Annotated in this window: 24 protein-coding genes; 22 read left to right on the forward strand and 2 right to left on the reverse strand. The window is 63.5% G+C overall.

Features of this window, described 5'->3' with window-relative positions; translation table 11 throughout:
- Positions 1-60 precede the first annotated feature (60 nt).
- The 12 genes from E5P2_RS06575 to E5P2_RS06625 all read left to right on the forward strand — a co-directional run bounded on the left by E5P2_RS06575 (position 61) and on the right by E5P2_RS06625 (position 13,344).
- Complete coding sequence (locus E5P2_RS06575; protein WP_162566339.1) at positions 61-450, forward strand: hypothetical protein; 390 nt, start codon at positions 61-63, stop codon at positions 448-450.
- A gap of 56 nt (positions 451-506) precedes the next feature.
- Complete coding sequence (locus E5P2_RS06580; RefSeq protein ID WP_162566340.1) at positions 507-2,543, forward strand: acyltransferase family protein; 2,037 nt, start codon at positions 507-509, stop codon at positions 2,541-2,543.
- Between the two features lie 10 nt (positions 2,544-2,553).
- Positions 2,554-2,940: a response regulator gene (locus E5P2_RS06585; RefSeq protein WP_162566341.1), complete on the forward strand. Its 387-nt coding sequence runs from the start codon at positions 2,554-2,556 to the stop codon at positions 2,938-2,940.
- 25 nt (positions 2,941-2,965) lie between these two features.
- On the forward strand, positions 2,966-3,313 hold the full coding sequence (locus tag E5P2_RS06590) for a hypothetical protein (RefSeq protein ID WP_162566342.1): 348 nt from the start codon (positions 2,966-2,968) through the stop codon (positions 3,311-3,313).
- Positions 3,314-3,874: 561 nt separating this feature from the next.
- Entirely contained in the window at positions 3,875-4,126 is a 252-nt protein-coding gene (locus E5P2_RS37665) for a hypothetical protein (RefSeq protein ID WP_232080597.1), read from the forward strand.
- Between the two features lie 822 nt (positions 4,127-4,948).
- Complete coding sequence (locus tag E5P2_RS06595; protein WP_162566343.1) at positions 4,949-5,443, forward strand: hypothetical protein; 495 nt, start codon at positions 4,949-4,951, stop codon at positions 5,441-5,443.
- A 7-nt stretch (positions 5,444-5,450) separates the two neighbouring features.
- Positions 5,451-6,557, forward strand: coding sequence for a glycosyltransferase (locus tag E5P2_RS06600; RefSeq protein WP_162566344.1), 1,107 nt, complete (start codon positions 5,451-5,453; stop codon positions 6,555-6,557).
- A 656-nt stretch (positions 6,558-7,213) separates the two neighbouring features.
- Entirely contained in the window at positions 7,214-8,413 is a 1,200-nt protein-coding gene (locus tag E5P2_RS06605; protein ID WP_162566345.1) for an IS256 family transposase, read from the forward strand.
- 315 nt (positions 8,414-8,728) lie between these two features.
- Complete coding sequence (locus E5P2_RS06610; RefSeq protein WP_162566346.1) at positions 8,729-10,198, forward strand: S53 family peptidase; 1,470 nt, start codon at positions 8,729-8,731, stop codon at positions 10,196-10,198.
- Positions 10,110-11,792, forward strand: coding sequence for a S10 family peptidase (locus tag E5P2_RS06615; RefSeq protein ID WP_232080598.1), 1,683 nt, complete (start codon positions 10,110-10,112; stop codon positions 11,790-11,792). The genes E5P2_RS06610 and E5P2_RS06615 overlap by 89 nt, the downstream gene beginning before the upstream one ends.
- A 77-nt stretch (positions 11,793-11,869) precedes the next feature.
- A complete protein-coding gene (locus E5P2_RS06620) occupies positions 11,870-12,184 on the forward strand; it encodes an oxidoreductase C-terminal domain-containing protein (RefSeq protein WP_162566348.1) in 315 nt (104 codons plus the stop codon).
- Positions 12,184-13,344: an acyl-CoA dehydrogenase family protein gene (locus E5P2_RS06625; RefSeq protein WP_162566349.1), complete on the forward strand. Its 1,161-nt coding sequence runs from the start codon at positions 12,184-12,186 to the stop codon at positions 13,342-13,344. Before E5P2_RS06620 ends, E5P2_RS06625 begins: the two co-directional genes overlap by 1 nt.
- Positions 13,345-13,529: 185 nt before the next feature.
- On the opposite strand, the gene E5P2_RS06630 is transcribed toward E5P2_RS06625, so the two are convergent.
- Together E5P2_RS06630 and E5P2_RS06635 are read right to left on the reverse strand one after the other, a co-directional pair.
- Positions 13,530-14,579 (reverse strand): ABC transporter substrate-binding protein, encoded by a 1,050-nt coding sequence (locus E5P2_RS06630; protein ID WP_162566350.1) that lies wholly within the window; start codon positions 14,577-14,579, stop codon positions 13,530-13,532.
- Positions 14,580-14,608: 29 nt separating this feature from the next.
- Positions 14,609-14,998, reverse strand: coding sequence for a RidA family protein (locus E5P2_RS06635; RefSeq protein ID WP_162566351.1), 390 nt, complete (start codon positions 14,996-14,998; stop codon positions 14,609-14,611).
- Positions 14,999-15,205: 207 nt separating this feature from the next.
- Between E5P2_RS06635 and E5P2_RS06640 the strand changes: the two genes are divergently transcribed.
- The 10 genes from E5P2_RS06640 to E5P2_RS06685 are packed head-to-tail and all read left to right on the forward strand — an operon-like array spanning position 15,206 to position 24,916.
- Positions 15,206-16,267 (forward strand): ABC transporter substrate-binding protein, encoded by a 1,062-nt coding sequence (locus tag E5P2_RS06640; RefSeq protein ID WP_162566352.1) that lies wholly within the window; start codon positions 15,206-15,208, stop codon positions 16,265-16,267.
- Between the two features lie 18 nt (positions 16,268-16,285).
- Positions 16,286-17,155, forward strand: a complete 870-nt coding sequence (locus E5P2_RS06645) for an FAD binding domain-containing protein (protein ID WP_162566353.1) — start codon at positions 16,286-16,288, stop codon at positions 17,153-17,155.
- A gap of 4 nt (positions 17,156-17,159) precedes the next feature.
- Entirely contained in the window at positions 17,160-17,645 is a 486-nt protein-coding gene (locus E5P2_RS06650) for a (2Fe-2S)-binding protein (RefSeq protein ID WP_162566354.1), read from the forward strand.
- 48 nt (positions 17,646-17,693) lie between these two features.
- Complete coding sequence (locus E5P2_RS06655) at positions 17,694-20,042, forward strand: xanthine dehydrogenase family protein molybdopterin-binding subunit (RefSeq protein WP_162566355.1); 2,349 nt, start codon at positions 17,694-17,696, stop codon at positions 20,040-20,042.
- Positions 20,043-20,061: 19 nt separating this feature from the next.
- Positions 20,062-21,015, forward strand: coding sequence for a PDR/VanB family oxidoreductase (locus E5P2_RS06660; protein ID WP_162566356.1), 954 nt, complete (start codon positions 20,062-20,064; stop codon positions 21,013-21,015).
- A gap of 3 nt (positions 21,016-21,018) precedes the next feature.
- Entirely contained in the window at positions 21,019-21,747 is a 729-nt protein-coding gene (locus tag E5P2_RS06665) for a GntR family transcriptional regulator (protein ID WP_162566357.1), read from the forward strand.
- A gap of 22 nt (positions 21,748-21,769) precedes the next feature.
- On the forward strand, positions 21,770-22,777 hold the full coding sequence (locus E5P2_RS06670; protein ID WP_162566358.1) for a Rieske 2Fe-2S domain-containing protein: 1,008 nt from the start codon (positions 21,770-21,772) through the stop codon (positions 22,775-22,777).
- A 59-nt stretch (positions 22,778-22,836) separates the two neighbouring features.
- The gene (locus E5P2_RS06675) at positions 22,837-23,196 is read left to right on the forward strand and encodes a RidA family protein (protein WP_162566359.1); all 360 of its coding nucleotides are present in this window, start codon (positions 22,837-22,839) and stop codon (positions 23,194-23,196) included.
- A gap of 5 nt (positions 23,197-23,201) precedes the next feature.
- Positions 23,202-23,987: an SDR family oxidoreductase gene (locus E5P2_RS06680; protein WP_232080600.1), complete on the forward strand. Its 786-nt coding sequence runs from the start codon at positions 23,202-23,204 to the stop codon at positions 23,985-23,987.
- Positions 23,984-24,916 (forward strand): 3-keto-5-aminohexanoate cleavage protein, encoded by a 933-nt coding sequence (locus E5P2_RS06685; protein ID WP_162566361.1) that lies wholly within the window; start codon positions 23,984-23,986, stop codon positions 24,914-24,916. The genes E5P2_RS06680 and E5P2_RS06685 overlap by 4 nt, the downstream gene beginning before the upstream one ends.
- The last annotated feature ends 3 nt before the right edge of the window (positions 24,917-24,919 follow it).

Genomic DNA, 24,919 nt, shown 5'->3' on the forward strand with positions numbered 1-24,919 from the left:
GCCATGTTTTTCGAAGCATATCGATTCAGTCATCAAAATTAAGATACGAAAATCAGGAACATGAAAATGAAATCGTCAGCTGAAAAATTTCCTGGATATCGGCGATTTTTCGCCTGGGCATTCATTCTCTCCACGATGTTCCTTATCGGCTTGCTGGGCGCCGAGTTCGCGCTTCTCCCATCATCCTCGCTCGGGCTGGAGATGTCAGTGCCGGTGGTAGCGGAGGACAATATCCTACGGAATGTTCAGCTTTTGAGCACAATCGCCGCATTGGTGATGGCGCTCGTTTCATTTCCCGGTCTGATAGTGTCCGCGGTACTGGTTTGGCTCGCCGAACGGCGTTCCCGCAAGGAGATGGGCTTGGAAAATGCGCTCCGCCATCGCCAGCGTTTCGATCCTCTGCGTGCGCTTCGGAATCACGAGAAACTTGAGAGCAGGGCTTCGCATTAGCACGACGATTTAGGCTTTATTCGTACGGCGCTTAATTCAATTTCTGGAACTGCGCTTTGACTGCGAGTTCTTCAATCCGTTCTGGAAAAGAAGGGCCATTTCGTTTTCGTGGTGACATCAACGGGCTGCGTGCCTGGGCTGTTATTGCGGTAATGCTCTATCACTTCGGCGTTCCGAGAGTCACGGGAGGGTATATCGGCGTCGACGTATTTTTTGTGATCTCGGGTTTCCTGATGACGGGGATCGTGGTCAGAGGTCTCGAAGGTACGGCGGCTGGTGGGTTTTCGCTTTGGCAGTTCTACCTCGCCAGGGCGAACCGCATCCTTCCTGCTTTGATTGCCTTGTGTGTTGTGCTGCTGGCCTCGGGATGGGCGCTGATGACCCCCATCGATTACCGGATGCTGGCGAAGCATGCGGCGTTCTCCATTTCCTTTCTGTCCAACTTCCAGTTTTGGCGAGAAGCCGGCTACTTCGACTCTGCATCGAACGAGAAGTGGTTGCTTCATACCTGGTCTCTCTCGGTCGAGTGGCAGTTCTATTTGATCTTTCCGGTTGTGCTACTTCTGGCATGGAGGATACGACCCAGCCGCAGGTTCCTGGCGGTAGTCCTCTGCGCTCTTTCGTTGGCGTCTCTCTTCGTGGCTTTCAGGCTGGCAGCGCGCGATCCCATCGCAGCGTTTTATTTGCTTCCTGCCCGGGCCTGGGAGCTGTTGGCTGGCGGTCTGGCGTTTCTCGTCGGTCTTGGTTCTCAGTCCAAAGGTCGCAAGGTATTGATGGAGCGCACGGGCCTTGGGTTGATCCTGGCGACTGCCATCTTTTTCTCACCCGAAGCCGCTTCCACTTGGGGGCTTTTGGTTCCTGCTATGGGCGCGGTGCTCGTGCTTCTGGCAGCACGCACCCAGTCCGCTTGGACATGCAACCCTATTGCGCAATGGTTAGGAGCCCGGTCCTATTCGCTTTATTTGTGGCATTGGCCGGTGGTGGTGGGGCTGCTTTATCTGGACTCGCAGCACAGCCCATTGGCGATCGCCGCCGGAATGGCGCTGACACTGGTGCTGGGCGACCTGTCGTACCGCCTGGTCGAGGCGAGAGCTCAGCGGCAACTCAAGAACTTGCCTCGCCGCACGCATGTGGCAGTACTGGCGAGCCTGGCGATCGTGGTCTTGGTCAGTAGCCGGGTCGTTTGGACGAGGGACGGCATGCCGGGGCGGCTCGCTGCCCCGATCGAGGCCGTGGCTGCCGAATCGCGCGACAAGAACCCTCGGCAGTACGAATGTCTGTCGAAGTATGGCGAGGAGCCTGCATCGTGCATCTATGGGGGGTCTCGCGTGCGGGCCATCATCCTCGGCGACAGCCACGCGGATGCGCTGGCCACGGGGCTGGCCGCTGCATTGCCCAGTGCCGCCGAGGGCATCGTGGATTGGAGCTACTCGGGCTGTGCGACCTTGTCTGGCGTCCTTGAGTTGCCGGGCAGCTTTCCGCCTGAAAGCAACTGCGACGGTTTCCTGAGGTGGACTCTCCGGCAACTCGCGCATGTACCGAAGGATGTGCCGCTCGTCTTGGTGAGCCGCACGAGCATCTATGCGATCGGTCGCAATCAGGCCGGAAGGAAAGACACGAACACACCGATGGTCTACTTCACCCACCCCCATCTCCACGCAGATCCTACTTTCCTGCTCGAATTCGGCAAACGCCTGACCGACACAGCCTGCCAGTTGGCCAAGGAGCGTCGCGTGTTTCTGGTTCGTCCGATTCCGGAGATGGGCATCGACGTGCCCAAGTCGATGTCCAGGGCGATGGCGCTCGGGAAAGCCAAGGATATTTTCGTCACCGTCGACGACTATCGCGCTCGCCATGCCGTCGTCTGGGCCGCCCAGGATGCGGCGCGCGAGCATTGTGGCGTCAAGATCCTCGACCCTTTGCCTTATCTGTGTCGGGACGGGCGCTGCGCGGGTGCGCTGCGCGGTCGACCGATCTATTCCGACGACAACCACCTGAACGAGTTCGGCAACAAGCTGCTCGTGCCGATGTTTGCCGATGTCTTCGCCGCGCATTCGAACAATGTCGCGCGAACCTCTCGACCGACACCATGATGCTATTCCAATGCCGCTGATTACCTTTGTTGCCGAAGACAGCGAGATCGTTCTCGACGCGTTGATCCAGGCGCTCGAGCGCCTGGTGCAGGCGCGGGTGATCGGCACTGCCACTACTGCGGCCGATTCGATTGCCTGGCTTGTCGCAAATGCCGAGGAGTGGGATCTCGCCGTCATTGATCTCTATCTCAACCAGGGGACAGGTCTCGAAATACTGACAGCGGTGGCGGAGCGCCTTCCGTGGCAGCGCGTTGCGATCCTGGCAATCGACCCTGCGGATCCGGTGCGTGAGACATGTTTGTCATTGGGTGCGAACGCAGTGTTCGACAAGTCGACTCAACTGGAGTCGTTCATTGAGTTTTGCGGCAGGGCAGGGAAGTCGGCGAGCACGCTGTAGAAAGAACCATCATGGATTTCAAAAAGTGAACGGCTCGGGTGTCACCGTCCAGTACCGGGTCGATCCGCTGCCGCAGGCGGGCCAGGCGAACTCGATCGTGCTGAGCTTCGACGGCATCACCGATCCCGCAGGCGCGACGGTCCAGTTGTACAGCGACGCCGGGCTCAAGCTCGGCACCGCCGCGACAACGCACACGCTGCCGGCCGCGAAGTCTCGAATTGGACCGTCGAGGGCGTGCCTGCGGCCCAGGGCATCGGCTATCTCCATGGTTCACGACACAGAACGGCACGACCAGTTCGATCTCGATTCCCGTGCAGGTGGGCAGGGTGACCCCAACGGCCATGCTTCAACCGACGACAAGCGGCATTGCTAGGCAGGCTCACTCAATGGGTTGCGCCTTGAATTGCCTTTAACTATGGATACTTGGCAACCCAACTTGAGTTGGATCACTGAGCAACTCGCCGTAGGCGGCAGCTTCCCGTTCGAGCGAGCAGGTCACCTTGTGTGCAAACTTCGCATCGAAGCAGTCATCGATCTGCGACCAAAGTTCTGTTCTCGCACGAAGGAATGCAAGTGGAAGCGCGAGATAGTCCACACTGAATTGTTGAAGTTGAATGCATTGACGCAAGCACGCGATGAGAGGCCGCCGGTATCGTTTTCGCGATGAAGGTATCTGCGGCCATTCGCTAGTGAATCATCAATGCCGCCGGGCTGTCTCAGATCGACATCACGGGACAAGGCATGAATGGATGCGCTGCGGCAACGCCAAACCGTCCGGGGCGAGATGCTCGCGCCGCACCCGGATTTGGCTCTGTCGCCGATTTCAAGATGTCACGCCAGACGCTGTGCCAAGGCGTACCCCTTCTGCTGCATCAGGCAGCATATGGTGTTTTCGCCTACGCAAACTACCGCAGGCAAGGCGTAGGTTGGTGGAATGGCAAACACAACATTCGACACACCATACGCCGACCCAAAGGTCCTTGCCGACGCTGAACTGTTGGCCTGGACGAAATACTGGCGCAATCGGCTGGTCGCCGACTCCCTGCACGCTGGCGCAAGGTCGCAAATCGCGGAAGTCGTGATCAAATTCGAGCGTGAACTCAGCGCGAGGTTTGGCGGCACGACTACCATCGCGTCACACCTCGAACCTCCGCCTGTTTCAAAGTCATGGTGGAACCGCCGTTGACAGCCCGTCGCCCATCCGAGCGAAGGCCGTGCCCACCGAGTCGTCGTCGTGCGCCGTCAATACGCGACCAATCGAGAAAATCCGCTCACGAGATCGTTTAAGGCTCGATCAAGCGAGCCGCGAGTCCGAGGGCGAGCCCGCGCGTCGCGGAATAGCCCCAGTTCATCCGAAGTGGCGAGGGCCGGCGCGGCGCGATGCTGTGCCTCGAAGCTGCGCATGTCGCGAGCGAGATCCATCATCCTTTGAGAAGCCCCGGCTTCGCCACGCCGTAAAGATTCCATGCCCCGCCTGTAGGCTTCGGTTAGATCGGCCCACTCGGAAAGCGCGGCCGCCAAGCTCTCGGATCCAGATCGCATCTCGCGGTTCACAGGCTGCTCCATTCCATTGATTTATGAAAATGTATGGGAATTTGTCACACTTTGCAACAGGATCCAACGTCGTCGCCGATTTCGCAGCAACTGCGAGCGTGCCGAGCCAAGTGCGTCACCTGGTGGACCGTGCTATCTCGCATGCCTTGGTGCGGCGCATGGTGTTCGCAACCCTCATCCGGCGTCGCAGCGCGAGTTCCGGGTCGATGCCCGAGGAGGCGCCGGTCACGACCGCGAGAGGACCGGACAAGTCTGTGGGATGCATGACGCGATTCACCCCCCGCGGCCCAAGGCGCTTCTTGATGCGGGGGGCCTTCCAACACGTCGCGTCGTTTCGTCCCTCTTCAGGACATCATGAAAGCACTCACCTACCGCTCGTCGCAAGACGCCCGCGTCGAGCTACCGCGGCAAGATCCCGGACATGAAGAAGGGCGAGACCCTCGGCCCCGAATTCATGGACGCGGGCCTCGGCATCACGCTGTTCAGGAAGGGCGGTCGCGTGGCCGTGCCCGTCACCATCTGCTGCGGCCAGTGCTACTTCTGCGGCAAGTCGATGTTCGCCGCCTGCGAGACCACCGATCCTGAACGCGGCGCCATCCTCGACAAGAAGAACGTGTGCGCCGGCGCCGGCTTGTTCGGCTGCTCGCATCGGTACGGCGGATATGCGGAAGGCCGAGCCGAATTCTTGCGCGTCCCGCAGGCCGACATCGGGCCGACGGTCATCCCCGTGCGGCTTGCCGACGAACAGGTGCGCTTCCTCTCCCGCACCCTGCCCACCGGCTACCAGGACGAGGTCAATGCCGAGATCGGCGCGAGGTCGACCGTCGCGATTCTCGGCGCTGGACAGGTCGGTTTGATGACCGCTTCATGCCGGTTGCTGGGCGCTGAGCGGATCTCGACGATGCGCAGTTCGCCGCAGACATCGCTCGAGATGCGAGTACGCTGGTAACGGCCACGTGGAAATCCTGCTCATCGCTGGCACCCTCTCCGGCCTCGGCGGCATCGAGACCTGTATTCGCGCGCTGGCCCAGGAGGCCGAGGACCGCGGCGATCACGTCCGGATCCTGGCGCTTTGCGCCAGCACGCACGACCCGACCTGGCAGCAAGGCCTGGACTATGCCGAGGTGGCCCATGGATCCACCTCGTTGCGCAAACAACTCTTGCGGGGCCTGCCGGCCATGGTCAAAGCGTGCCGCTCGCGACCAGCCGATGCCGTCATCGCCATCTACAGCTCGACCATCCCCGGCATCCGCCTGGCGTTGTGGCTGGCCGGCAGGCGACGGCCGGTCGTGTCGTGGCTGCACTTCTCGACCGTGCATCGCCAGCGCACGGGCCTGCTTCGCTATGCCGATGCGCACCTGTGCATCAGCAGCGAGATCGCGAGCGAATTGATAACCAACCCAAGGATCGCTGCCAGGGACGTGCATCTGGTATTCAACGGGACGCGTTTCGATGGCGCGCCTCTCATTCCACGCTCGAACGGCGCGCCTGTGCGTTTTCTGCATGTCGGCCGCCTGATGATGGGGCGGCAGAAGAGGTCCGACGACCTTCTGCGCGCACTCGCGCAGGTCGAAGGAGAGTGGCGCCTCGACCTCGTCGGCGCAGGTGATCGCGTGGAGGATCTCCCTGCGTTGAAGGCGCTGGCGGCAGAGCTTGGAATCGAACACAGGCTCACCTGGCACGGACGGCAGCGCGACCCCTGGACTGCGGCAGTAACGGCCGACTTGCTGGTGCTGACCTCCGCCTTCGAGGGATTTCCGATGGTGTTGATCGAAGCAATGGTCCGGGGCGTGCCATGTCTCAGCACCGATTGCTCCTCCGGCCCCGCGGACGTCATCAAGGACGGGCTGAACGGTTGGCTCTTTGCCGTTGGCGACTGCTCGGCCTTGGCCGAGCGGCTTCAAGGCATCGTCCACAACCCCTCGCTGCTACCGCCTGCCAGCGGTGTACGCGCGTCAGCTGAATCTTTTAGCAGCAGGAAGGTCTATCAGCGCATCCGTGCAGCGATGCAACAGGCGATCGCAAAGGTCCGGGGCGCCTCGTTCGCCAGCCCGTGGGAATGAACACGAGTCCAATCTCACAAACGGGCTGCCAGCCGACTTTCCGACTGCGTTCCTGGGGATGCCGATGACATCGCGGCCGTCCAGGGGGAGCGCCTACGCCGAGTTCGTGTGCGAGGGCGAGCGCGCATGGCTTTCCGCGCCCATCCGCGCAGCGGCTTCGGCGCTGCGAGACGACGCATCGTCAAGCCGCGCGCATGCGCCTCGTAGAAGACGGTCCGGCCCCAGGGAACGCGCACCCTGCGGGTCTGCTCCGCTCGAACGAAGAGAAGAGCGCAGTTTGAAGACGCCCTATTGTTTCCAGGGAACGAACACTGCTGTTCCCTTTGTCCTTTCTCAGCCCGGGTAATTTGCCTCAAACTGGCTCTATGCAGAGGCCGCTATGAACACGACATGGAATTTCATCTTGGCCGTCGCGGTGACGCTTGGGTCCGCGGCGGGAATCGTCAGCGGTGAGGCCGCTCAGGGCGAGTTGCGCCTCGCCGGTGATGTCCCAGGAAGTGGTGTAAGTCTTCTTTCACTCGTTGCACGGCAAGGCGCGTAGGGCGTAGCCCGAAGCGGCTTGCCGTGCAACGGCCGCTCTCTTCGGGGGTGGTCATCGTGAAGTCCGGATAAGTTTGAGGTGCGACCCACCAAACCTGTCCACAAAGGAAATCACAATGACCACCGCCACTATGGCATTGGCCGAGCTCGCCGAAAAGGGAGCCGACGTCGACGTCCTGCGCCAGATGGTGCAGTTCATGGCCCAGCGCCTCATGGAGCTCGATGTCGAGGGCCGCTGCGGCGCCGCCTACGACGAGAAGAATCCCGCCGAACGTCTCAACAGCCGCAACGGCTACCGCGAACGGACCTGGGACACTCGTGCCGGCAGCGTCGAGCTGAAGATCCCCAAGCTGCGCCAGGGCAGCTACTTCCCCGAGTTCCTGGAGCCCCGGCGCACCGCCGAGAAGGCGCTCACCGCCGTCATCCAGGAAGCCTACGTGCAAGGCATCTCCACCCGCTCGGTGGACGACCTGGTCAAGTCGCTGGGCATGAGCGGCGTCTCCAAGAGCCAGGTCAGCCGCCTGTGCGGCGAGCTCGACGAGCGCGTCAACGCGTTCCTGGGCCGCCAGATCGAGGGCGACTGGCCCTACCTGTGGATCGACGCCACCTACGTGAAGACCCGCGAGGCTGGGCGCATCGTGAGCGTGGCGGTCATAGTGGCCGTGGGGGTGAACACCGACGGCCAGCGCGAGGTGCTGGGCCTGAAGGTCGGAGCCTCCGAGGCCGAGCCCTTCTGGACCGACTTCCTGCGCAGCCTGAACCGCCGGGGTTTGCGCGGCGTGAAGCTCGTGATCAGCGACAGCCACGAGGGCATCAAGGCGGCGGCTGCGAAGGTGCTGAAGGCCACCTGGCAGCGTTGCCGGGTCCACTTCATGCGCAACGCCCTGGCGCACGCCGGCAAGACGCAACGGCGCATGGTCTCGGCCGCCATCGGCACGGTGTTCGTGCAGGACTCGGCCGATGCAGCGCGAGCGCAATGGCGCTCGGTCGCCGATCAGCTCAGAGACAAGTTCCCCAAGCTTGGCGCCCTGATGGACGACGCGGAGAACGACGTGCTGGCCTTCATGACATTCCCACGAGCGCATTGGACGCAGATCTACAGCACGAACCCTCTGGAGCGCCTGAACGCCGAGATCAAGCGACGCACGAACGTGGTGGGCATCTTCCCCAACGACGCCTCGATCACGCGGCTCGTCGGCGCGATGATGCTCGAGCAGAACGACGAGTGGTCGCTCAATCGGCGCTACATGCAGTTGGAGGGCTTGCAGACCCTGAGCGATACTGCGCCCACTCGGCTGTCCGCAGTGGCTCGCTGAGTACCGTGTATCTCAGCCTTCTCCGGGCTGTGAACCTACACCACGGAATGGGACGCGACCGCCTCGCCGAGGCGGCCACGTCCTTCAGTGGTGATTCCGATGCGTTCGCTTGGGTGACGGGTGGCCCGGCGGCAGTTGCCTCCGCTCGATAAGGGCCGCCATTCGCGACCCGAGCCGTTGCCGGAGCTTGGCTTCCGTTGCTTCGAGCCACCCCATCGCTGACGCCCGCCACATCGGATGGATGACATGGGGCAACTTGCGGCTTCCGCTGACGCGCGGCGGTCGCGGAAAGGGGCGCAAGCAGGAGGCTGTCTCATGCGCAACGCATCCAAGCGAAACGTCGTCGTGGGAAGCGAACGCGAGCCTGTGCCGGGCGCAAAGCCGATGGCCGCCATCCGGGCGGACGAGCGCTTCGAAGTGACTGTGCAAGTCCGGCCGAAGGCACCGCCGGATGTATCGAAGGCCGACGGGTGCCTCGGTGACCTGGCGCCCGCGCGTCGCAAATACCTGAGCCGCGACGAACTTGCCGCCGACCATGGCGCCGACGCGCAGGATCTTTCCAAGGTGGCCGCCTTCGCCAAGGCGCATGGCCTGTCGGTGGTCGAGTCGAGCGTTGCACGCCGCAGCGTCGTCTTGTCCGGGGATGCCAAGTCGATGTGCGCAGCCTTTGGCGTCGCGCTGCATCAATTCGCGCACGGCGGTGGAACCTACCGCGGCCGCACCGGCCCGATCAGCGTGCCGGCAGGCCTGACCCCGATCGTGGAGGGCGTGTTCGGCTTGGACAACCGTCCACAGGCCGAGCCTCACTTCCTGCGCCACGAGCCCCTGCGAGGCATGAGCGCAAAGGCTGCATCCCTGGATGCCTATTTCGGCGGCCTGGGAATCGCCGCACCCACGGTCAAGGCGGTGTCGGTCGACCATGCGCCCAATCACCCCACCAACGCCAACAGCGCCGACGGCGAGGTCATGCTCGACATCGAAGTGGCAGCCGCCATCGCGCCCAAGGCAGTGATTGCCGTCTACTTCGCGCCCAACACCAGCCGTGGCTTCCTGGACGCGCTCACGACCGCCGTCCATGACGACGTCAACAAGCCATCGGTGATCTCGATCAGCTGGGGCTCGGCCGAGCCGAACTGGACGGCCCAGGCGATGACGCAGTTCGATCAGGTCCTTCAGGCTGCCGCCTCGATGGGGGTCACGGTCTGCGTCGCCGCCGGTGACAGCGGCTCCGCGGACGGCGTCCCGGATGGAAAGCCGCATGTCGACTTTCCCGCTTCCAGTCCCCATGCGCTCGCTTGCGGGGGAACGAAGCTGGTGGCCTCCGGCCACACCATCCGTTCCGAGGTGGTCTGGAACGAGGGCGCAGGTGGCGCAACGGGCGGTGGCGTCAGCGGGTTCTTCGCGCTACCCGGCTACCAGAGCGGCGCGCACATCCCGGCGATTGCGGGCACCCGGAAGACAGGGCGGGGCCTGCCAGATGTGGCGGGCGATGCCGATCCTGCAACCGGCTACGAGGTGGCGGTGGACGGCCAGGTCCTGGTGATCGGCGGCACCAGCGCGGTGGCGCCGCTATGGGCCGGCCTGATCGCGTTGATGAACCAGCAGTTGCCGCAACCCGTCGGATTCCTCAACCCGCTCTTGTACGGCTCGCTCGCCGGCAAGAGCCTGTTGCGCGACATCACCTCGGGCAGCAACGGTGCGTACGCCGCGGGTCCGGGCTGGGACGCGTGCTCCGGCTGGGGCTCGGTCAAAGGTTCCGCGCTGCTGGCCGCCTTGGCTGCATGACACAGGAGGCTTCATGACCCAAGACCAGGCTCTCTTCGATCCCGTGGCCTACGGCAACGGGCCCGACGATTCGGTGACCGACACGACCGAAGCCGCTGCAATCACGCACCATTCGGCCGTGATCGATGGTCGCAAGATTGCCTACAGCGCGGCGGTGGGTCATCTGGTGATCGTCGATCCGAGCAGTTCGCAGCCGACGGCGCGGCTGTTCTACGTCGCCTTCACCGAGGACCGCCAGAAGGAGGCGTCGCGCCCGGTCACGTTCTTCTACAACGGCGGGCCGGGTTCTTCATCGGTCTTCGTGCTGCTCGGCTCGTTCGCACCGCGCCGCATCAAGACGTCGATGCCCGGCTTCACGCCGCCGGCGCCCTATGCGATGGAAGACAACCCTGACAGTCTGCTCGACAAGAGTGATCTGGTGTTCATCAACCCGGTTGGCACCGGCTATTCGGCGGCGATCACGCCCAAGACCAACCGGGCCTTCTGGGGCGTCGACGAGGACGCGGATTCGCTCGCGCAGTTCATCAAGCGCTTCCTGACCAAGAACAATCGCTGGAACTCGCCGAAGTTCCTCTATGGCGAATCTTACGGAACGGCGCGCAGCTGCGTGCTCGCTTATCGCCTGCATGAGGACGGCGTGGATCTCAACGGCATCACGCTGCAATCGTCGATTCTCGACTACACGCAGGCCGGCAACCCGGTCGGCGTCCTGCCGACGGCAGCCGCGGATGCGTGGTATCACAAGAAGCTTCGCGTCGTACCGGTGCCGGCCGAACTCGAAGCGTTCGCCGACGAGGTTGCCGCCTTCTCGCGCACGGACTATCTCGCAGCGCTGCGCAAATTGCCCGCGGTGGACCCGGTTGCGCTCGACAAGCTGGCCCGCTACACCGGCATCGAGAAGACGACACTGCAGGCCTGGAACCTCGACATCGCCGCCTACGACAGCCGTGGGAACTCGCTGTTCCTCACGACGCTGATGAAATCCGAGGGACTCGCCCTGGGTGAATACGATGGCCGGGTGACTGGGATCGAGACCGGCATCGCAGGCCGCATCGATCCGAACTCCGGCGGCAACGACCCGACCATGACTGCGGTGAGCGGCGTCTATACGACGATGTGGAACGTGTACCTGAACGAGCAGTTGAAATACACGTCCGCCTCATCCTTCACTGACCTGAACGATCAGGCATTCAAGTACTGGAATTTCAGCCACATCGATCCGACGGGCGCACAAAAGGGCGTCGATGCGAAAGGCAACGTGGTGCTCTACGCGGCCGGCGACCTCGCGGCCGTCATGGCACTCAACGTGGACTTGAAAGTGCTGTCGGTCAATGGCTTCTTCGATTTCGTCACGCCCTTCTATCAGACTGTGCTCGACCTGCAGCAGATGCCGTTGATCAGCCAACAGGTTCGCCAGAATCTTGCAGCGAAGTTCTATCCTTCGGGACATATGGTGTATCTCGATGGCGGTTCGCGCACACGGCTGAAGGCCGATCTGGCGCTGATGTACGCGTCGGCCATGGCAGACTCGACGGCCCTGGGGCGCGTGCGCGCGCTGCAGGTGGCGACGAAGCGGCGCACGTTGTCTGCGTGAGCAAGCGCGGTCGCCGAATGACGCCTGCCTGATGAGGGGCAGTCGTATAGGAATTGCCTGATGAGTCCACTCGGAGCATGGCAGGCTTTGCCACGGTGCACGCCGAAGTGCCTTGGTTCTGGACCGATCAGTACGATTGCAACCTGCAGTTCGCGGGCGCGCCGACGTCCTGGAGCGACTGTGTCATGCGGGGTGACCCCGCTTCCGGGCGTTTTGCGCTCGTGGCCATCGAGGCCGATCGCGTGACGGGCGCCATCACCGTCAACTCCGGGCGGGATATGCGTTTTCTACGCCAGTTCATTGCGCTCGGACTGCCGCCTTCACGCGACAGGCTTGCCGATCCCGCTTGTCGACTGGACACGCTCATTCAGCAATCAAAGGAGATCGCCTGATGGCTGTCGATGCGGATTCTTTTGCCCAAATCCTCGATGCCGTGCGGCGCTTCGTCCTGGATCGTCTGGTGCCAGCCGAGAACGACGTTGAATTCAATGACGACGTGCCTGCAGCCATCGTCGCCGACATGCGCAACCTGGGACTGTTCGGCCTCTCGATTCCAGAGAGCTACGGCGGCATCGGACTGTCCATGGCGCAGGAATGTGAGGTGGCGTTCGAACTCGGCCATACGGCGCTGGCATTCCGTTCGGTGATTGGCACCAACGTGGGCATCGGGTCGCAAGGCATTCTGATGCACGGTACGTCGGAGCAGAAATCGTCGTACCTGCCCCGCATTGCCAGTGGCGAACTCATTATTTCATTTGCGTTGACCGAACCCGATGCAGGATCGGACGTCGGATCGCTCAAGACACGCGGCGAGCGTGATGGAGACGACTACGTGTTGAACGGCACCAAGCGTTTCATTACCAATGCCCCCCGAGCGGGTGCGTTCACCTTGCTCGCCCGCACGGACGGCCCTGGTTCTGGGGGACTCACGGCATTCATCGTGCCGGGCGGCCTGCCAGGCCTGTCGCTGGGGGAGCTCGACCGCAAGATGGGCCAGCGGGGAACAAAAACCTGCGACGTGATTCTGGAGAACGTGCGCGTGCCTGCGGCCAGCATCATTGGGGGTGTGCCCGGCAAAGGGTTTCGCACGGCGATGTCGGTACTGGACCGTGGACGCTTGCACATCTCCGCCCTTGCGTGCGGAATGGCCGAGCGCATCCTGCAGGAAAGCGTTGCTTACGCGCGCGACCGCCACCAATTCGGTCAAGCCATCGGCAATTTCCAGCTGGTTCAAGCCATGCTCGCCGACAGCCGTGCCGAACTCGCCGCCGCGTGGGCGCTCACGCGAGACACGGCTCAGCGATTTGATGCCCATCCCGCTGGCGTGGCCAACTCGGAGCTGACCATGCATGTGTCGTGCACCAAGATGTTTGCGACCGAAATGGTGGGGCGCGTGGCCGACAGGGGTGTGCAAATCCACGGTGGCTCGGGCTACATCAGCGAGTACAAGGTGGAGCGGTTTTATCGCGATGTCCGGCTGTTGCGCTTGTACGAAGGCACAACGCAGATTCAGCAACTCATCATTGGCAAGCACTTGATGGCCGATGCATGAAGCGCTGTCGCCTCCTCAATCCCAGCCTCGATTGCGCGCCGTGGATCGGCGGGTACGAAGCTAGGCGCCATCCCGATTGCTCATGCCTTTGAGTTGTGACTTGCCCCCAGACGAGGACTGCGCGATTGCACACTCTTTGCATTTGACGCAGGCCCATCGGTACGACCCGCAGCCCGCATGCTCTCTCATCTCTGCAGGAATCGCGCAAACCGCTCCATGGCCGCGATGCCCTGCGCCGACGCATACCACTCGGGCGAGGTGAGCAACTGCTTGGACAGGTGCTGGGGCGCGGTCGGGAGCTTCGCCATGCGGGCAGGCGTGATCGCGCCGGTATCGAACGCTTTCAGGTTCGTCGGTCCGTACTCGACGATCATCGCGGCCCGGGCCTGGGCTTGCGGATCGAGCGCCGCGTTGATCAACTGCATCGCCGATGCCGCGTTCGGCGCGCCCTTGGGCACCATGAGGCACTCGATCTCCAGCAGTGCCTGATCGAAGCTGAATCCGACCTTGGCACCATCATCCATGAGTGCGCCCGCGCGGCCGTTGGCCAGCATGATCATGTCGACCTCGCCATCGCGGATCAGCTGCATCGCCTGGCCCGATGAATTCCACCAGACCGCGACATCCGGCTTGATCTCCTCGAGCTTTTTGAACGCGCGGTCCACGCCGGCGGGCGTCGACAGGATGCGATAGACATCGGCGGGCGCCACGCCATCTGCCATGAGCGCAGCCTCGAGCACATAGGGGCCCTGATTGAACAGCGCTCGCTTGCCAGGGAAGCGCTTGACATCCCAGAAGTCCTTCCAGCCGGTGGGCGGCTGGGCGTACTTGCGCGTGTTGTACGCAATGCCATAGCTGAAGCTGAAGACGCCCACGTAGTCCGGCCGCACGTAGTCCGGATTGAGGCCGCCGGCATGGATGACCTTGTAGTCGAGTTTCTCGAGCAGACCGCCGGCGGCGGCTTGCTCGCAGCGCGAGAAACCCATGTCCACGAGATCCCAGGTGGTACGCCCCGAACTGACGTTGGCCTTGAGTCCGGCCAGACCGCCATGACGATCCTGCCGGACCTCGATGTCCATGGCCCGGGAAGCACCAAGGAGTCCCTTGACGACCGCCTCCTGGCTTTCACCACCCCAGCCTGCCACGGTGACCGTCTTCTGCGCATGTGCGGGGAAGACGAAAAGGGCACCCAGCAGGGCTGCGGTCGTACCGATATTCTTCAACGTGATGCGCATGTCGAACTCCTTTGTGAGGGGATCCGTCCTCAGGCCTTTGCCGCGATGACTTCGACTTCCAGCAGGAAGTCGGGCGAGACCAGTGCCGGCACATAGATCATGGTCGACGCCGGCTTGTGGTCGCCCAGATAGCGCTTGCGGATCGCGCCGTAGGCGCGCGCGTCTTGCCCCTGCACGACGAACGCATTCATCTTCACGATATCGGTGACGGACATGCCCGCGCTCTCGAGGATCGCGATCAGGCCTTCCCAGATGAGCTCCGCCTGGCGCTCCAGGCCGGCAACCGGCTTGCCTTCCATGTCGACGCCCACGAGGCCCGCCGTGTGCAGCCATCGGGCGTTGGGGGGCACCTCGATGCCGTTGGAATAGGTCGGAAGCAGTGGGGGGGCGATCGATGTCGGGTTGTGGATCTTCAGCATGTCGGGCTCCTGAGTTGAATGTGGCTGATGGCACGACCTCCACGCACTGACGACGTTTCAGCCGCTGGGGTCGTGGGATGATGTTATATCAAATTTACTTTTTTCTTGGTATTTTTTGGATTTTGTTATATCGTTCATTGCGATGTCGCCGACCGAGTCTCCCCGCTGCGACCCGTTGCATGCACAGCAAACCATGAAAGGAACGAAGTGAACCGCACCCTCTTGCCGCGCTTCTGCGCCATGACCGTCGCCGTCCTTGGGTCGTTGTATTCGGTTGCGTCCGCCGCGCAAGACACCGTGACATTCGCGGGCTGGGGCGGCGTGACGAGCGAAGCCACGCTCAAGGGTCTCTTCTCACCGGCGAAGAACCTGAATCTCAACGTTCGCAGCGAATTGCATGGCGGACTGCCGGGGCTGAATGCGCAAGTCAAGGGTGGCCGAGTCGCCTGGGACGTCGTTCAGTACGGATTCGTGGATTGCGAGCGCGCTGCGCGCGACGGCCTGCTGGAGCCTCTCGACTACGGCAGTGTGGATGTGTCCCAGATCGACAAGCAGAGGTACGCGAAGCCGGACTACGTCGGCGTGTTCGCCTTCAGCTACGGCATTGCGTACAACGCGAAGAAGTTCGGGTCTTCGCCGCCTGCGACCTGGAAGGACTTCTGGGACGTCAAGAAGTACCCCGGCCGACGCGCCCTGTTCAACGCGGGCACCTATGTCCTCGAAGCGGCCTTGCTTGCCGATGGCGTGCAGGACCGCGACGTCTACCCGATGCTGAAGACGCAGGCGGGCGTCGACCGCGCGTTCAAGAAGCTCGAGGAGATCAAGCCCTCCATCGCGGTCTGGTGGAATTCATCGGGTCAGGCGATGCAACTGATCCGCGACGGCGAGGTCGACATGATCATGCTGGCCAATGGCCGCGCCCGGGCGCTCATGCAGGACGGCGCCAACGTCGGATTCGTCTGGAACCAGGCGATGATCGAAGACGAATGCCTCGCGGTGCCCAAAGGTGCCAAGAACAAGGCGGCGGCGATGAAGCTGATCAGCGCTTCGCTGCAAGCGGAACCCCAGGCCCGGTTCGGCGCGCTCATCGACTACGGGCCCGTCAACCAGGCGGCCTATTCGCTGGGCATCATGACGGCGGACCAGGTGAAGCAGATGCCGACCGCGCCGGCCAACCTGTCGAAGCAATTCGTCGTTTCACCGGAGTTCTACTCGTCTCCGGAGGGACGCCAGGCCGTCGAGCGCTTCACCCGATTCATCCAGCGCTGAAGCAGGGAAGCCACGTCAGTGAAACCCCCGGTCTTCAAGTACCACCGGCCCGAGTCGGTCCAGGAGATCCTTGCGCTCATGGCCGAGCATGGCAGCGACGCCCGGCCGCTGGCTGGAGGCCAGAGCCTGGTGCCGCTGCTGAACATGCGGATGATGCAGCCCGCCGTGATCGTCGACATGAACAGGTGCGAGGCGCTCCAGTACATCCGCGAGGAAGCTGACCACCTGCGGATCGGAGCGATGGCGCGCCAGGCGAGAGTCCAGGAATCCCCGGTGGTGCGGGCCGGCTATCCCCTGGTGTCGCTGGCACTCGCCCACATCGGGGGCCTGGCGAACCGCAATCGGGGCACGGTGTGCGGGAGCCTTGCGCACGCGGATCCACTGGCCGAACTGCCTTGCGTTGCAGTTGCGCTCGACGCCAAATTCTCAGTCAACGGTCCCGAGGGCATGCGCCTCGTGGAAGCGGAAGACTTCTTCATTTCCGACCTCACGACTTGCATGGCGCCGACCGAATTGCTCGAGGCGGTGCTCTTTCCGCGGCACGCTCGAACGGTGCGGGCGGGATTCGCTGAAGTGGGCAACCGCCGTCACGGCTTCGCCGTCGCAGGTGTCGCCGCCCAACTGCAGATCGACGAAAGCGGCCGGTGCGTGAGCGCCCGGTTGGCGGCCATGGGCGTGGGGTCGGTTCCGATCCGTCTGTCCGTGGTGGAGAAGGCCCTCACCAGCCAGAAGCTGTCGGAGAGTTTGCTGGTGGCCGCGTCCGCGGCTGCATCGGAGCAATCGGGCATCGAGTCCCGCGCAGACATTCATGCCAGCGCCGACTACCGCCGAAGCGTCCTGCCGGTGCTGGCGCAGCGGGCGCTGCTGCAAGCCATGCAGGGAAAGTGAAAACATGCCACATGACCTGATCCAGGTTCGTCTCCGCGTCAATGGCGAGTGGGTCGAGCGCAGCGTCGAACCCCGTCTCCTGCTCGCGGATTTCCTGCGCCATGAACTCGGCCTGACCGGCACGCACATCGGCTGCGAGCACGGCGTCTGCGGCGCCTGCACCGTGCAGATCGACGGTGAAGCCGCCAGGAGTTGCCTGCACTTCGTCGCGACCGTCGACGGCGCGGCCGTGACGACCGTCGAAGGGCTCGCCGGCGAAAGCCTGCATCCTCTGCAGGCCGCATTCCACAAGCACAACGGCCTTCAGTGCGGCTATTGCACGCCCGGCTTCCTCATGACGGCCGAAGACTATCTGCGCCGCAATCCGCATCCGACCGAGGAGGAGGCCAGGAATGCGATGGCCAACAACCTCTGCCGCTGCACCGGCTACGAAGGCATCGTGAAGGCGGTGCTCGAGGCGTCCATCGACATCTCGCGGTTGAAGGGCTGAGACGTGAACCCTGGAGAAACGACGACTGCGCGCAAAGCCGACGGCCACGTGGGCGAATCGTTGCCGCGCCGCGAGGACGCGTGGCTGCTGCGCGGCGCGGGCCGGTTCGTGGACGACGTCGAGGTACCTCGCAACACGATCCACTTGACCTTCGTGCTGAGCCCGGAGCCGCATGCACGTGTGAAGGCGGTGGATGTCACGGCGGCACGCGCATTGGCAGGCGTCATCGACGTGCTGCCCGGCAGCGAAGTCGCCAAGCTCCTGCAGCCGCTCGAGACGCGGATCGAAGCCGAGGGCTACCGAAGCACCGCCAGGGACGCGGTGGCGGTGGACAGGGTCCGGTTCGTGGGTGAATCGGTGGCCGTCGTCCTCGCGGAAACGCCCTACATTGCCCAGGATGCGGCCGACCTCGTCCTTGTCGACTACGAGGAGCTCCCGAAGGTCTGCACCGCCGAAGAGGCGACCATGGACAACGCGCCGCTCGTCCACGCGTCCACGCCCGACAACGTCCTCTTCGAGGCCCGCTTCGAGACGCCGGACTTTCCGAGCCATGCAGGCGCCGACGACGAACACCTCGAAGAAACCTTCCGCGCCGGCCGGGTGACTGCGGTCTCCATCGAGCCGCGTGGATGCCTGGCCATCCCGGAACGCGGCGACGGTTCCCTGACCTTCTACACGTCCACCCAGGTTCCGCATATCGTCCGGACTGCGATCGCGGAATCGACCGGCCTGTCCGAATCGAAGATCCGCGTCATCACGCCGGATGTCGGTGGCGGCTTCGGGATGAAGGCACATGTCTACCCGGAAGAACATGTGGCCGCGGCGCTCGCATTGAAGTACCGGCGAGCCGTCAAATGGATCCAGGACCGGCGCGAAGATCTGCTCACGAGTGCGCATGCGCGCGACGCGGTGTTCACGCTCAAGGCCGTATTCCGGCGCGACGGGACCATCGTCGCGCTGGAGGTGGATTGCCTGAGCAATGCAGGTGCGTACTCGTCGTATCCGTATGGCTGCCAGCTGGAGCCGCTCGGCAGCGTTCGCATGATGCTGGGGCCCTACGCCATCCCCAACTACAAGTACCGGATCCGCGCGGTGGCGACGAACACCTGTCCGACGGGCGCCTATCGAGGGACGGGGCAGCCGAACGCCTTCTTCGCCATCGAGGGCATGATGGATCGGATCGCCCGAAAGCTCGGCCTCGATCCCGCGGCGGTTCGGCGGTGCAACATGATCCGTGAAGACCAGTTGCCTTTTGAAAATGCCATCGGCATCCGATTCGACGCCGCGAGTTTCACGCGGTCCTTCGATCTCGCGCTCCAGGTTGCCCGCTACGCGGAGTACCGTGCCGCGCAGACGCGCCTGCGTCTCGAGGACGGCAAATACCGCGGCATCGGGATCGCGAACTTCACCGAGGTCTCGGGCATCGGAAGTCGCGGATGGCGGATCCGCGGCGTGAGCCGCGTGCCGGGCTTCGACGCTGCGACCCTCCGGATGGAACCTTCCGGTTCGATCACGGCCTGCATCAGCCAGGCCGCCGCGGGACAAGGCCACCTCACGACCTTCGCCCAGCTGGTGGCCGACTGCACGGGCGCGAGGATCGAAGACATCGCGATCGTCGAAGGCGACACCGGGCTCACGCCCTATGGCAGCGGCGCGATCGCCAGCAGAAGCGCCGTGGCCAGCGGCAGCGCCGTCATCTTGGCAGCCGGCGAACTGACGGCGAAATTGAAGCGGATCGCGGGGGTGATGCTGGAGGTGTCGCCAGACGACATCGTGCTGAAGAACGGCGCTGCCGAAGTGATGGGCGTGCCTGGGCATCGCGTGCCTTTCCGTCGGCTTGCCGAGACGGCCTATTCCATGAATTCGACAGCGTTGCCCGCCGGGACGGACTTCGGCCTGACGGCGACCTCGATCTACGATCCGCCGGCGGCCATGGCCAACGCGGTGCATATCGCATTCGTCTCTGTCGACGCACAGGATGGCTGTGTCGAGATAGAGCGCTATGTCGTCGTCCACGACTGCGGCCGGATCATCAATCCCGCCATCGTGAACGGGCAGATCCGCGGCGGGGTCGCACAGGGTCTCGGACAGGTCCTCATGGAGGGACTGGTTTACGACGGCAATGGACAGCTGTTGAACGCCAACCTGCTGGACTACCTCCTGCCGACCGCGATGGACGTCCCCAACATCGATATCCATCACATCGAGACCCCTGGCCTGGACAGTCCGGGCGGGTTCAAGGGCGTCGGCGAAGGCGGGGTGATCGGCGCGGTGCCGGCCATCGCCAATGCCGTCGCCGATGCACTGGCCGGGGTCGGCGTGAACATCAATGCCTTGCCCCTGCGCCCCTCCCTCGTGCTGGGCCGCTTGCAGTCAGCATCGCAGCCGCGAAGCTGAACCTGTGGAGCTGATTCACATGATCCCGGAAACCCTCCAGGTCCAGGTTCGACGCATCGAATGGAAGTGCGACGGCGTGCTGGAGTTCGTCCTTGTCGATGGCGAAGGCGCGGCGCTGCCTTCGTTCAGCGCAGGCGCACACATCGATGTCCAGGTGCCCGGCATCGGGCTGCGCCAATACTCATTGGTGAACGAAGACACCGAGCGGGGGAAGTACGTGATCGCCGTCAGGTGCGAACAGAAAGGTCGGGGCGGTTCGCGCGCCATGCACGAGCGCGTGCGCGCCGGCGACACGCTCACGATCTCCGCGCCGCGAAACATGTTCGCGCTCGATCCCGGCACCGATCGCTATTGGCTGGTCGCCGGAGGCATCGGCATCACGCCGCTGGTCTCGATGGCAAGGACGCTGTATCGCCAGCGCAAGCCTTTCCGGCTGTTCTACTGCACCCGCAGCGCGAGCGTCACGCCGTACTGCGAGGAGATCCGCGAGTCGCCCTGGCGCGAGAGCGTCACGTTCATCCATGACGATGGTGATCCTCGCGCGGGCCTGGACGTGCGAAGTCTGCTGAGTGACTGGACGCCCGGGACCCAGCTCTACTGTTGCGGGCCTGCGCCGCTCCTCGACGCGGTCCTGACCCACGGCGCCCGCCTTCCGCAGGGCGCGGTCCGCTATGAAAGGTTCAGCGCCGCCGCGGCAGCCGGTCCCGAGTTCACGGTGAGGCTGCGCAGCTCCGGACGCGTGATCGTCGTTCCGCCTGCGAAGTCGATCCTCGAGTGCCTCCGCGGGGCTGGCGTGGACATCGAGAGCTCATGCGAGCAGGGCATCTGCGGGACGTGCCGCGTCGGAGTCATTTCGGGTGTTCCGGAACACCATTGCCACCTGCTCAGCCCGCAGGAACGGGACGCGAACGACCAGATGCTGGTCTGCGTGTCGCGCGCCTGTGCAGGCGAAGAACTCGTATTGGATCTGTGAGCCATGATGAAAACCAATTCCAAGCTCAAATTGCGAGCAGCCAACGGCGACGAGGTTGCCGGGGGTCCCGAGGAAAAGACCCAGCCACCGGGAAACCTGCAGGAGCGGGTCTATCAGCAGATGCGCAGCGCCCTGATCGCCGGGCACTACGTTCCGGGACAATCGTTCACGATACGTTCGCTGGCTGCGCAATTCGACACGAGCGTGATCCCGGTACGCGACGCGCTCAATCGATTGGTCGCCGAGCGAGCGCTCGAGCAGGCTGCATCGAGCCGTTCCATCAGCGTTCCCCGGATGTCGAGGGCCAAGTTCCAGGAAATCCTGAAGATCCGGATTGCCCTCGAGCCGATGATCACGGTCATCGCGGTGCCCCACGTCACCGAGGAGGACATCGATGCGATGAACGCGGCGACCCAGGACATGAGCAGGGAGTTCAAGGCGGCCCAGACGCGCCGCTTCCTTGCGGCGAACCAGGCGTTCCACTTCCGCCTGTACAGGGCTGCCGGGACCACCGTCCTGATGCCGATCATCGAAAGCCTGTGGGTGCAGGCCGGCCCCTACATTCACCAGGTGACCTACTCGGCGCAAGGCGGGGAAGCCGCCGAGTCCCACCACCTCGAAATCCTTCGCTCCCTTCGGCGCGGGGATGCGATCGGCGCTGCCGAAGCCGTCCGGAAGGATCTGGCCGATGCCGCCGACACGATTCTCAAGAACGGCGAATTCGTCGAATAGGACTTGTTTTCAGGAGAACACCATGGACACCACGACTGCAGCGCGACCCATCAATGTCACCCGGAAGAGGGACGTCATTCCCCCGCAGGGCGCGGGCGGCTACGACCTCTGCTGGTACCCCATTGCGCTTTCGACCGAGGTCGAACGCGGACAGGTCATCGGCCGGTCCTTCCTGAGCGGCAAGGTCGTGGTGTTTCGTGGCGAGAACGGCATCGCCAGCGTCCTGAGCGCGTATTGCAGCCACTTCGGTGCCGATCTCTCGGCAGGATGCGTCGAGGGCAACAGCCTGCGCTGCGCCTTCCACCGCTGGCACTACGGCCAGGACGGGAAGTGCAACTTCATTCCTACCGGAGACAGGATCCCTCCGTCTGCCGCGCAGTACGCATTTCCGACCGTCGAACTTGCGGGGATCATCTGGGCATTCAACGGCGAGCAGCCCTTGTACGAGCACCCGCTTCAACACATCTCGGAAGAGACGCATGTCATTCGCGCCGTGAAGATCCGTGACTTCCCGATCGATCCGGCACTCTTCATGTGCAACACCTTCGACTTCCAGCACTTCCGGGTCGTGCACGGACTGCTTCCGGAAGGCGACATGGATCCGGTGCCGGTCATCGAGAGCCATCGCGTGGCGTATCGCATCAACATGACGCCGCCGGAGGGCTACAACCTCGAGTACGAACTGGCGGTGGTCGGGACGAACAAGTTCGTCATCAAGGGCGAGATCGACGGTCGGCAAGTGGCCGGCATCTACGCGGGTTGTCCCACGCCGGGCAACTGCTCGATGAACTTCATGGTGAGCGCGACGCCGAAGGCGTCCTCGGCCGCCGAGGCTGCGCAGGTGGAGGCCTTCCTCGACAAGGTCACGGCATTGCGCGACAAGATCGTCTCCGAGGACTGGCCGATCCTGAGCACCATGCGGCAGCCCCGCTACGGCCTGCTCACGAAGTCGGACACCGCACTCGCGAAATTCATCGGCTATCTCCGAACCTACCCGCGCGCGCATCCCTCGGCGGCATTCATCGAATAGATCGAATTGGAGACACTGACATGAAAGTCGAAAGACAAAATCTGTCCTTCCAATCCCCCATGCACAGCAATTGGGGCGGCAGCCGTGCCGTCAAGGTCGGGGCGACGATCCACGTGGCGGGTCTGATGGGCGTCAAGGACGACGGCACGCTGGTCAGCGACGTCAACCTGGCGAGGCAAGTCGACGCGGTGTACGCGAACCTGAAAGCGGCGCTGGCCGAGTTCGGCGCGTCCCTCTCGAACGTCGTCTCGGAAACGGTCTTTGTCACGGACATCGAGCAGCCGTATGTCATGGAATTGGTCGGGCGCGCCTATGCGCAACAGCCATCCGCACCCGCACGCACCATCTGCCAGGTCGACAAGCTGCTGCTGCCGAACGCGATGATCGCGGTGTCGTGTATCGCGACCCTCGAAGCATGAGCACCATGCCGTCATCGAAGATCGTCGTCGTGACCGGTGCGGCACGCGGCATCGGCGCCGCGGCCGCGCTCGAACTGGCGCGCGCAGGCATCACGCCCGTGTTGTTCGTCCGCTCGCCGGAGGCCGCCCGTCCCGTGCTGGATTCCATCGACCAGCTCGGCGCCAACGCGTCCGTCTGCCAATGCGATGTCTCCAGCCCGACCGAGGTCGAAGCCGCGATGGCGCAGACGCTGGAAAGGCATGGGCGCATCGACGGCATCGTCAACAACGCCGGCCAGATCGATCCCATCGGCCGGCTGGCAGAGACCGATCCCGTGGTGTGGCGCAAGGCATTGGAGGTGAACCTCCTGGGCGCGTATCACGTCGCACGTGCGGCGATCCCTGCGATGGTCGCTGCGAAGCGGGGCCTGGTCCTCAACATCTCGAGCGGGGCGGCTCATCAAGCCCGTCTCGGGTGGAGTGCCTACTGCAGCGCGAAGGCCGGGCTCTTCATGCTGACGCGCGCCATCGCGACCGAATACGCCGAGGAAGGCATCGTGGCCATCGGCTTCCAGCCCGGTGTCGTCGATACGGAGATGCAAAGCCGCATCCGCAGCTCCGGAATCAACGAGATCAGCCGACTCAGGCGCGATGAACTGGCGCCGGCAGACCGGGCGGGCCGCGCGATCGCCTGGCTCTGCAAGGAAGTCCCCAGGCAGTTCAACGGCACGGACACCGTCCTGAAGGATCTGCTGGCCATCGCAGGCGCTTCCGAGTTCATCATGCGGCCGATGCCACTGGAGACGCCATGACGTCAACCCGGAAGGTGATCATCACGTGCGCAGTCACCGGCTCGATTCACACGCCGTCCATGTCGCCGTACATTCCGGTGACACCCGAGGAGATTGCGTCCGCCTCGATCGCCGCGGCGCAGGCGGGCGCCTCGATCATCCACTTGCACGCACGCGACCCGCGCGACGGCAGGCCGACACAGGATCCGCGGGTCTTCAAGGAATTCCTCGCGCATGTCCGCGACAACATCGATGCGGTGTTGAACCTCACGACCGGCGGTGCGCCCTCCATGGATCTGGAGGAGCGGCTCCAGCCTGCGCTGCAATTGAAGCCGGAGATCGCATCGCTGAACATGGGCTCGATGAACTTCGGCCTGTACGAGATGCTCGGCCGCTACAAGGAGTGGCGCTACGACTGGGAGAAGCCCTACCTGGCGGGCAGCGAAGACCGCGTGTTCCGCAACACCTTCAAGGACATCGCCTACATCCTCGAGTCGTGCGCCGGCAACGGCACCCGCTTCGAGCAGGAGTGCTACGACATCGGGCATCTCTACACGGCGGCCCATTTTCTCGATCGCAAGCTGGTCGAGCCGCCCTTGTTCATTCAATCGGTCTTCGGGATTCGCGGCGGGATCGGCTCCCATCCGGAAGATGTGCTGCACATGCGGCGAACGGCAGATCGGCTGTTCGGCGACAGCTACGTGTGGTCGGTCCTGGGCGCGGGCAGCGCGCAGATGAAGGTCGCCTCGCAGTCCGTGGTGATGGGCGGACATGCCCGCGTCGGCCTGGAGGACAGCCTCTGGATCGGCAAGGGCGTCCTGGCCCGGTCCAACATGGAGCAGGTGCAAAAGGTTCGCCGGCTCATCGAAGAAGTCGGCTTCGATATCGCGAGTCCGGCGCAAGCCCGCGCTATGCTGAACCTCAAGGGGCGCGACAAGGTCGCGTTCTGAAAA

Source organism: Variovorax sp. SRS16 (assembly GCF_901827165.1).
Taxonomy (GTDB): Bacteria; Pseudomonadota; Gammaproteobacteria; order Burkholderiales; family Burkholderiaceae_C; genus Variovorax.

Coding starts and splice junctions, on each gene's coding strand:
- E5P2_RS06660 (WP_162566356.1), top strand. CDS start 20,062: ATGATCCCGGAAACCCTCCAGGTCCAGGTTCGACGCATCGAATGGAAG.
- E5P2_RS06575 (WP_162566339.1), top strand. CDS start 61: ATGAAAATGAAATCGTCAGCTGAAAAATTTCCTGGATATCGGCGATTT.
- E5P2_RS06675 (WP_162566359.1), top strand. CDS start 22,837: ATGCACAGCAATTGGGGCGGCAGCCGTGCCGTCAAGGTCGGGGCGACG.
- E5P2_RS06665 (WP_162566357.1), top strand. CDS start 21,019: ATGATGAAAACCAATTCCAAGCTCAAATTGCGAGCAGCCAACGGCGAC.
- E5P2_RS06650 (WP_162566354.1), top strand. CDS start 17,160: ATGCCACATGACCTGATCCAGGTTCGTCTCCGCGTCAATGGCGAGTGG.
- E5P2_RS06625 (WP_162566349.1), top strand. CDS start 12,184: ATGGCTGTCGATGCGGATTCTTTTGCCCAAATCCTCGATGCCGTGCGG.
- E5P2_RS37665 (WP_232080597.1), top strand. CDS start 3,875: ATGGCAAACACAACATTCGACACACCATACGCCGACCCAAAGGTCCTT.
- E5P2_RS06585 (WP_162566341.1), top strand. CDS start 2,554: ATGCCGCTGATTACCTTTGTTGCCGAAGACAGCGAGATCGTTCTCGAC.
- E5P2_RS06595 (WP_162566343.1), top strand. CDS start 4,949: ATGGACGCGGGCCTCGGCATCACGCTGTTCAGGAAGGGCGGTCGCGTG.
- E5P2_RS06635 (WP_162566351.1), bottom strand. CDS start 14,998: ATGCTGAAGATCCACAACCCGACATCGATCGCCCCCCCACTGCTTCCG.
- E5P2_RS06605 (WP_162566345.1), top strand. CDS start 7,214: ATGACCACCGCCACTATGGCATTGGCCGAGCTCGCCGAAAAGGGAGCC.
- E5P2_RS06670 (WP_162566358.1), top strand. CDS start 21,770: ATGGACACCACGACTGCAGCGCGACCCATCAATGTCACCCGGAAGAGG.
- E5P2_RS06610 (WP_162566346.1), top strand. CDS start 8,729: ATGCGCAACGCATCCAAGCGAAACGTCGTCGTGGGAAGCGAACGCGAG.
- E5P2_RS06620 (WP_162566348.1), top strand. CDS start 11,870: ATGGCAGGCTTTGCCACGGTGCACGCCGAAGTGCCTTGGTTCTGGACC.
- E5P2_RS06630 (WP_162566350.1), bottom strand. CDS start 14,579: ATGCGCATCACGTTGAAGAATATCGGTACGACCGCAGCCCTGCTGGGT.
- E5P2_RS06685 (WP_162566361.1), top strand. CDS start 23,984: ATGACGTCAACCCGGAAGGTGATCATCACGTGCGCAGTCACCGGCTCG.
- E5P2_RS06680 (WP_232080600.1), top strand. CDS start 23,202: ATGCCGTCATCGAAGATCGTCGTCGTGACCGGTGCGGCACGCGGCATC.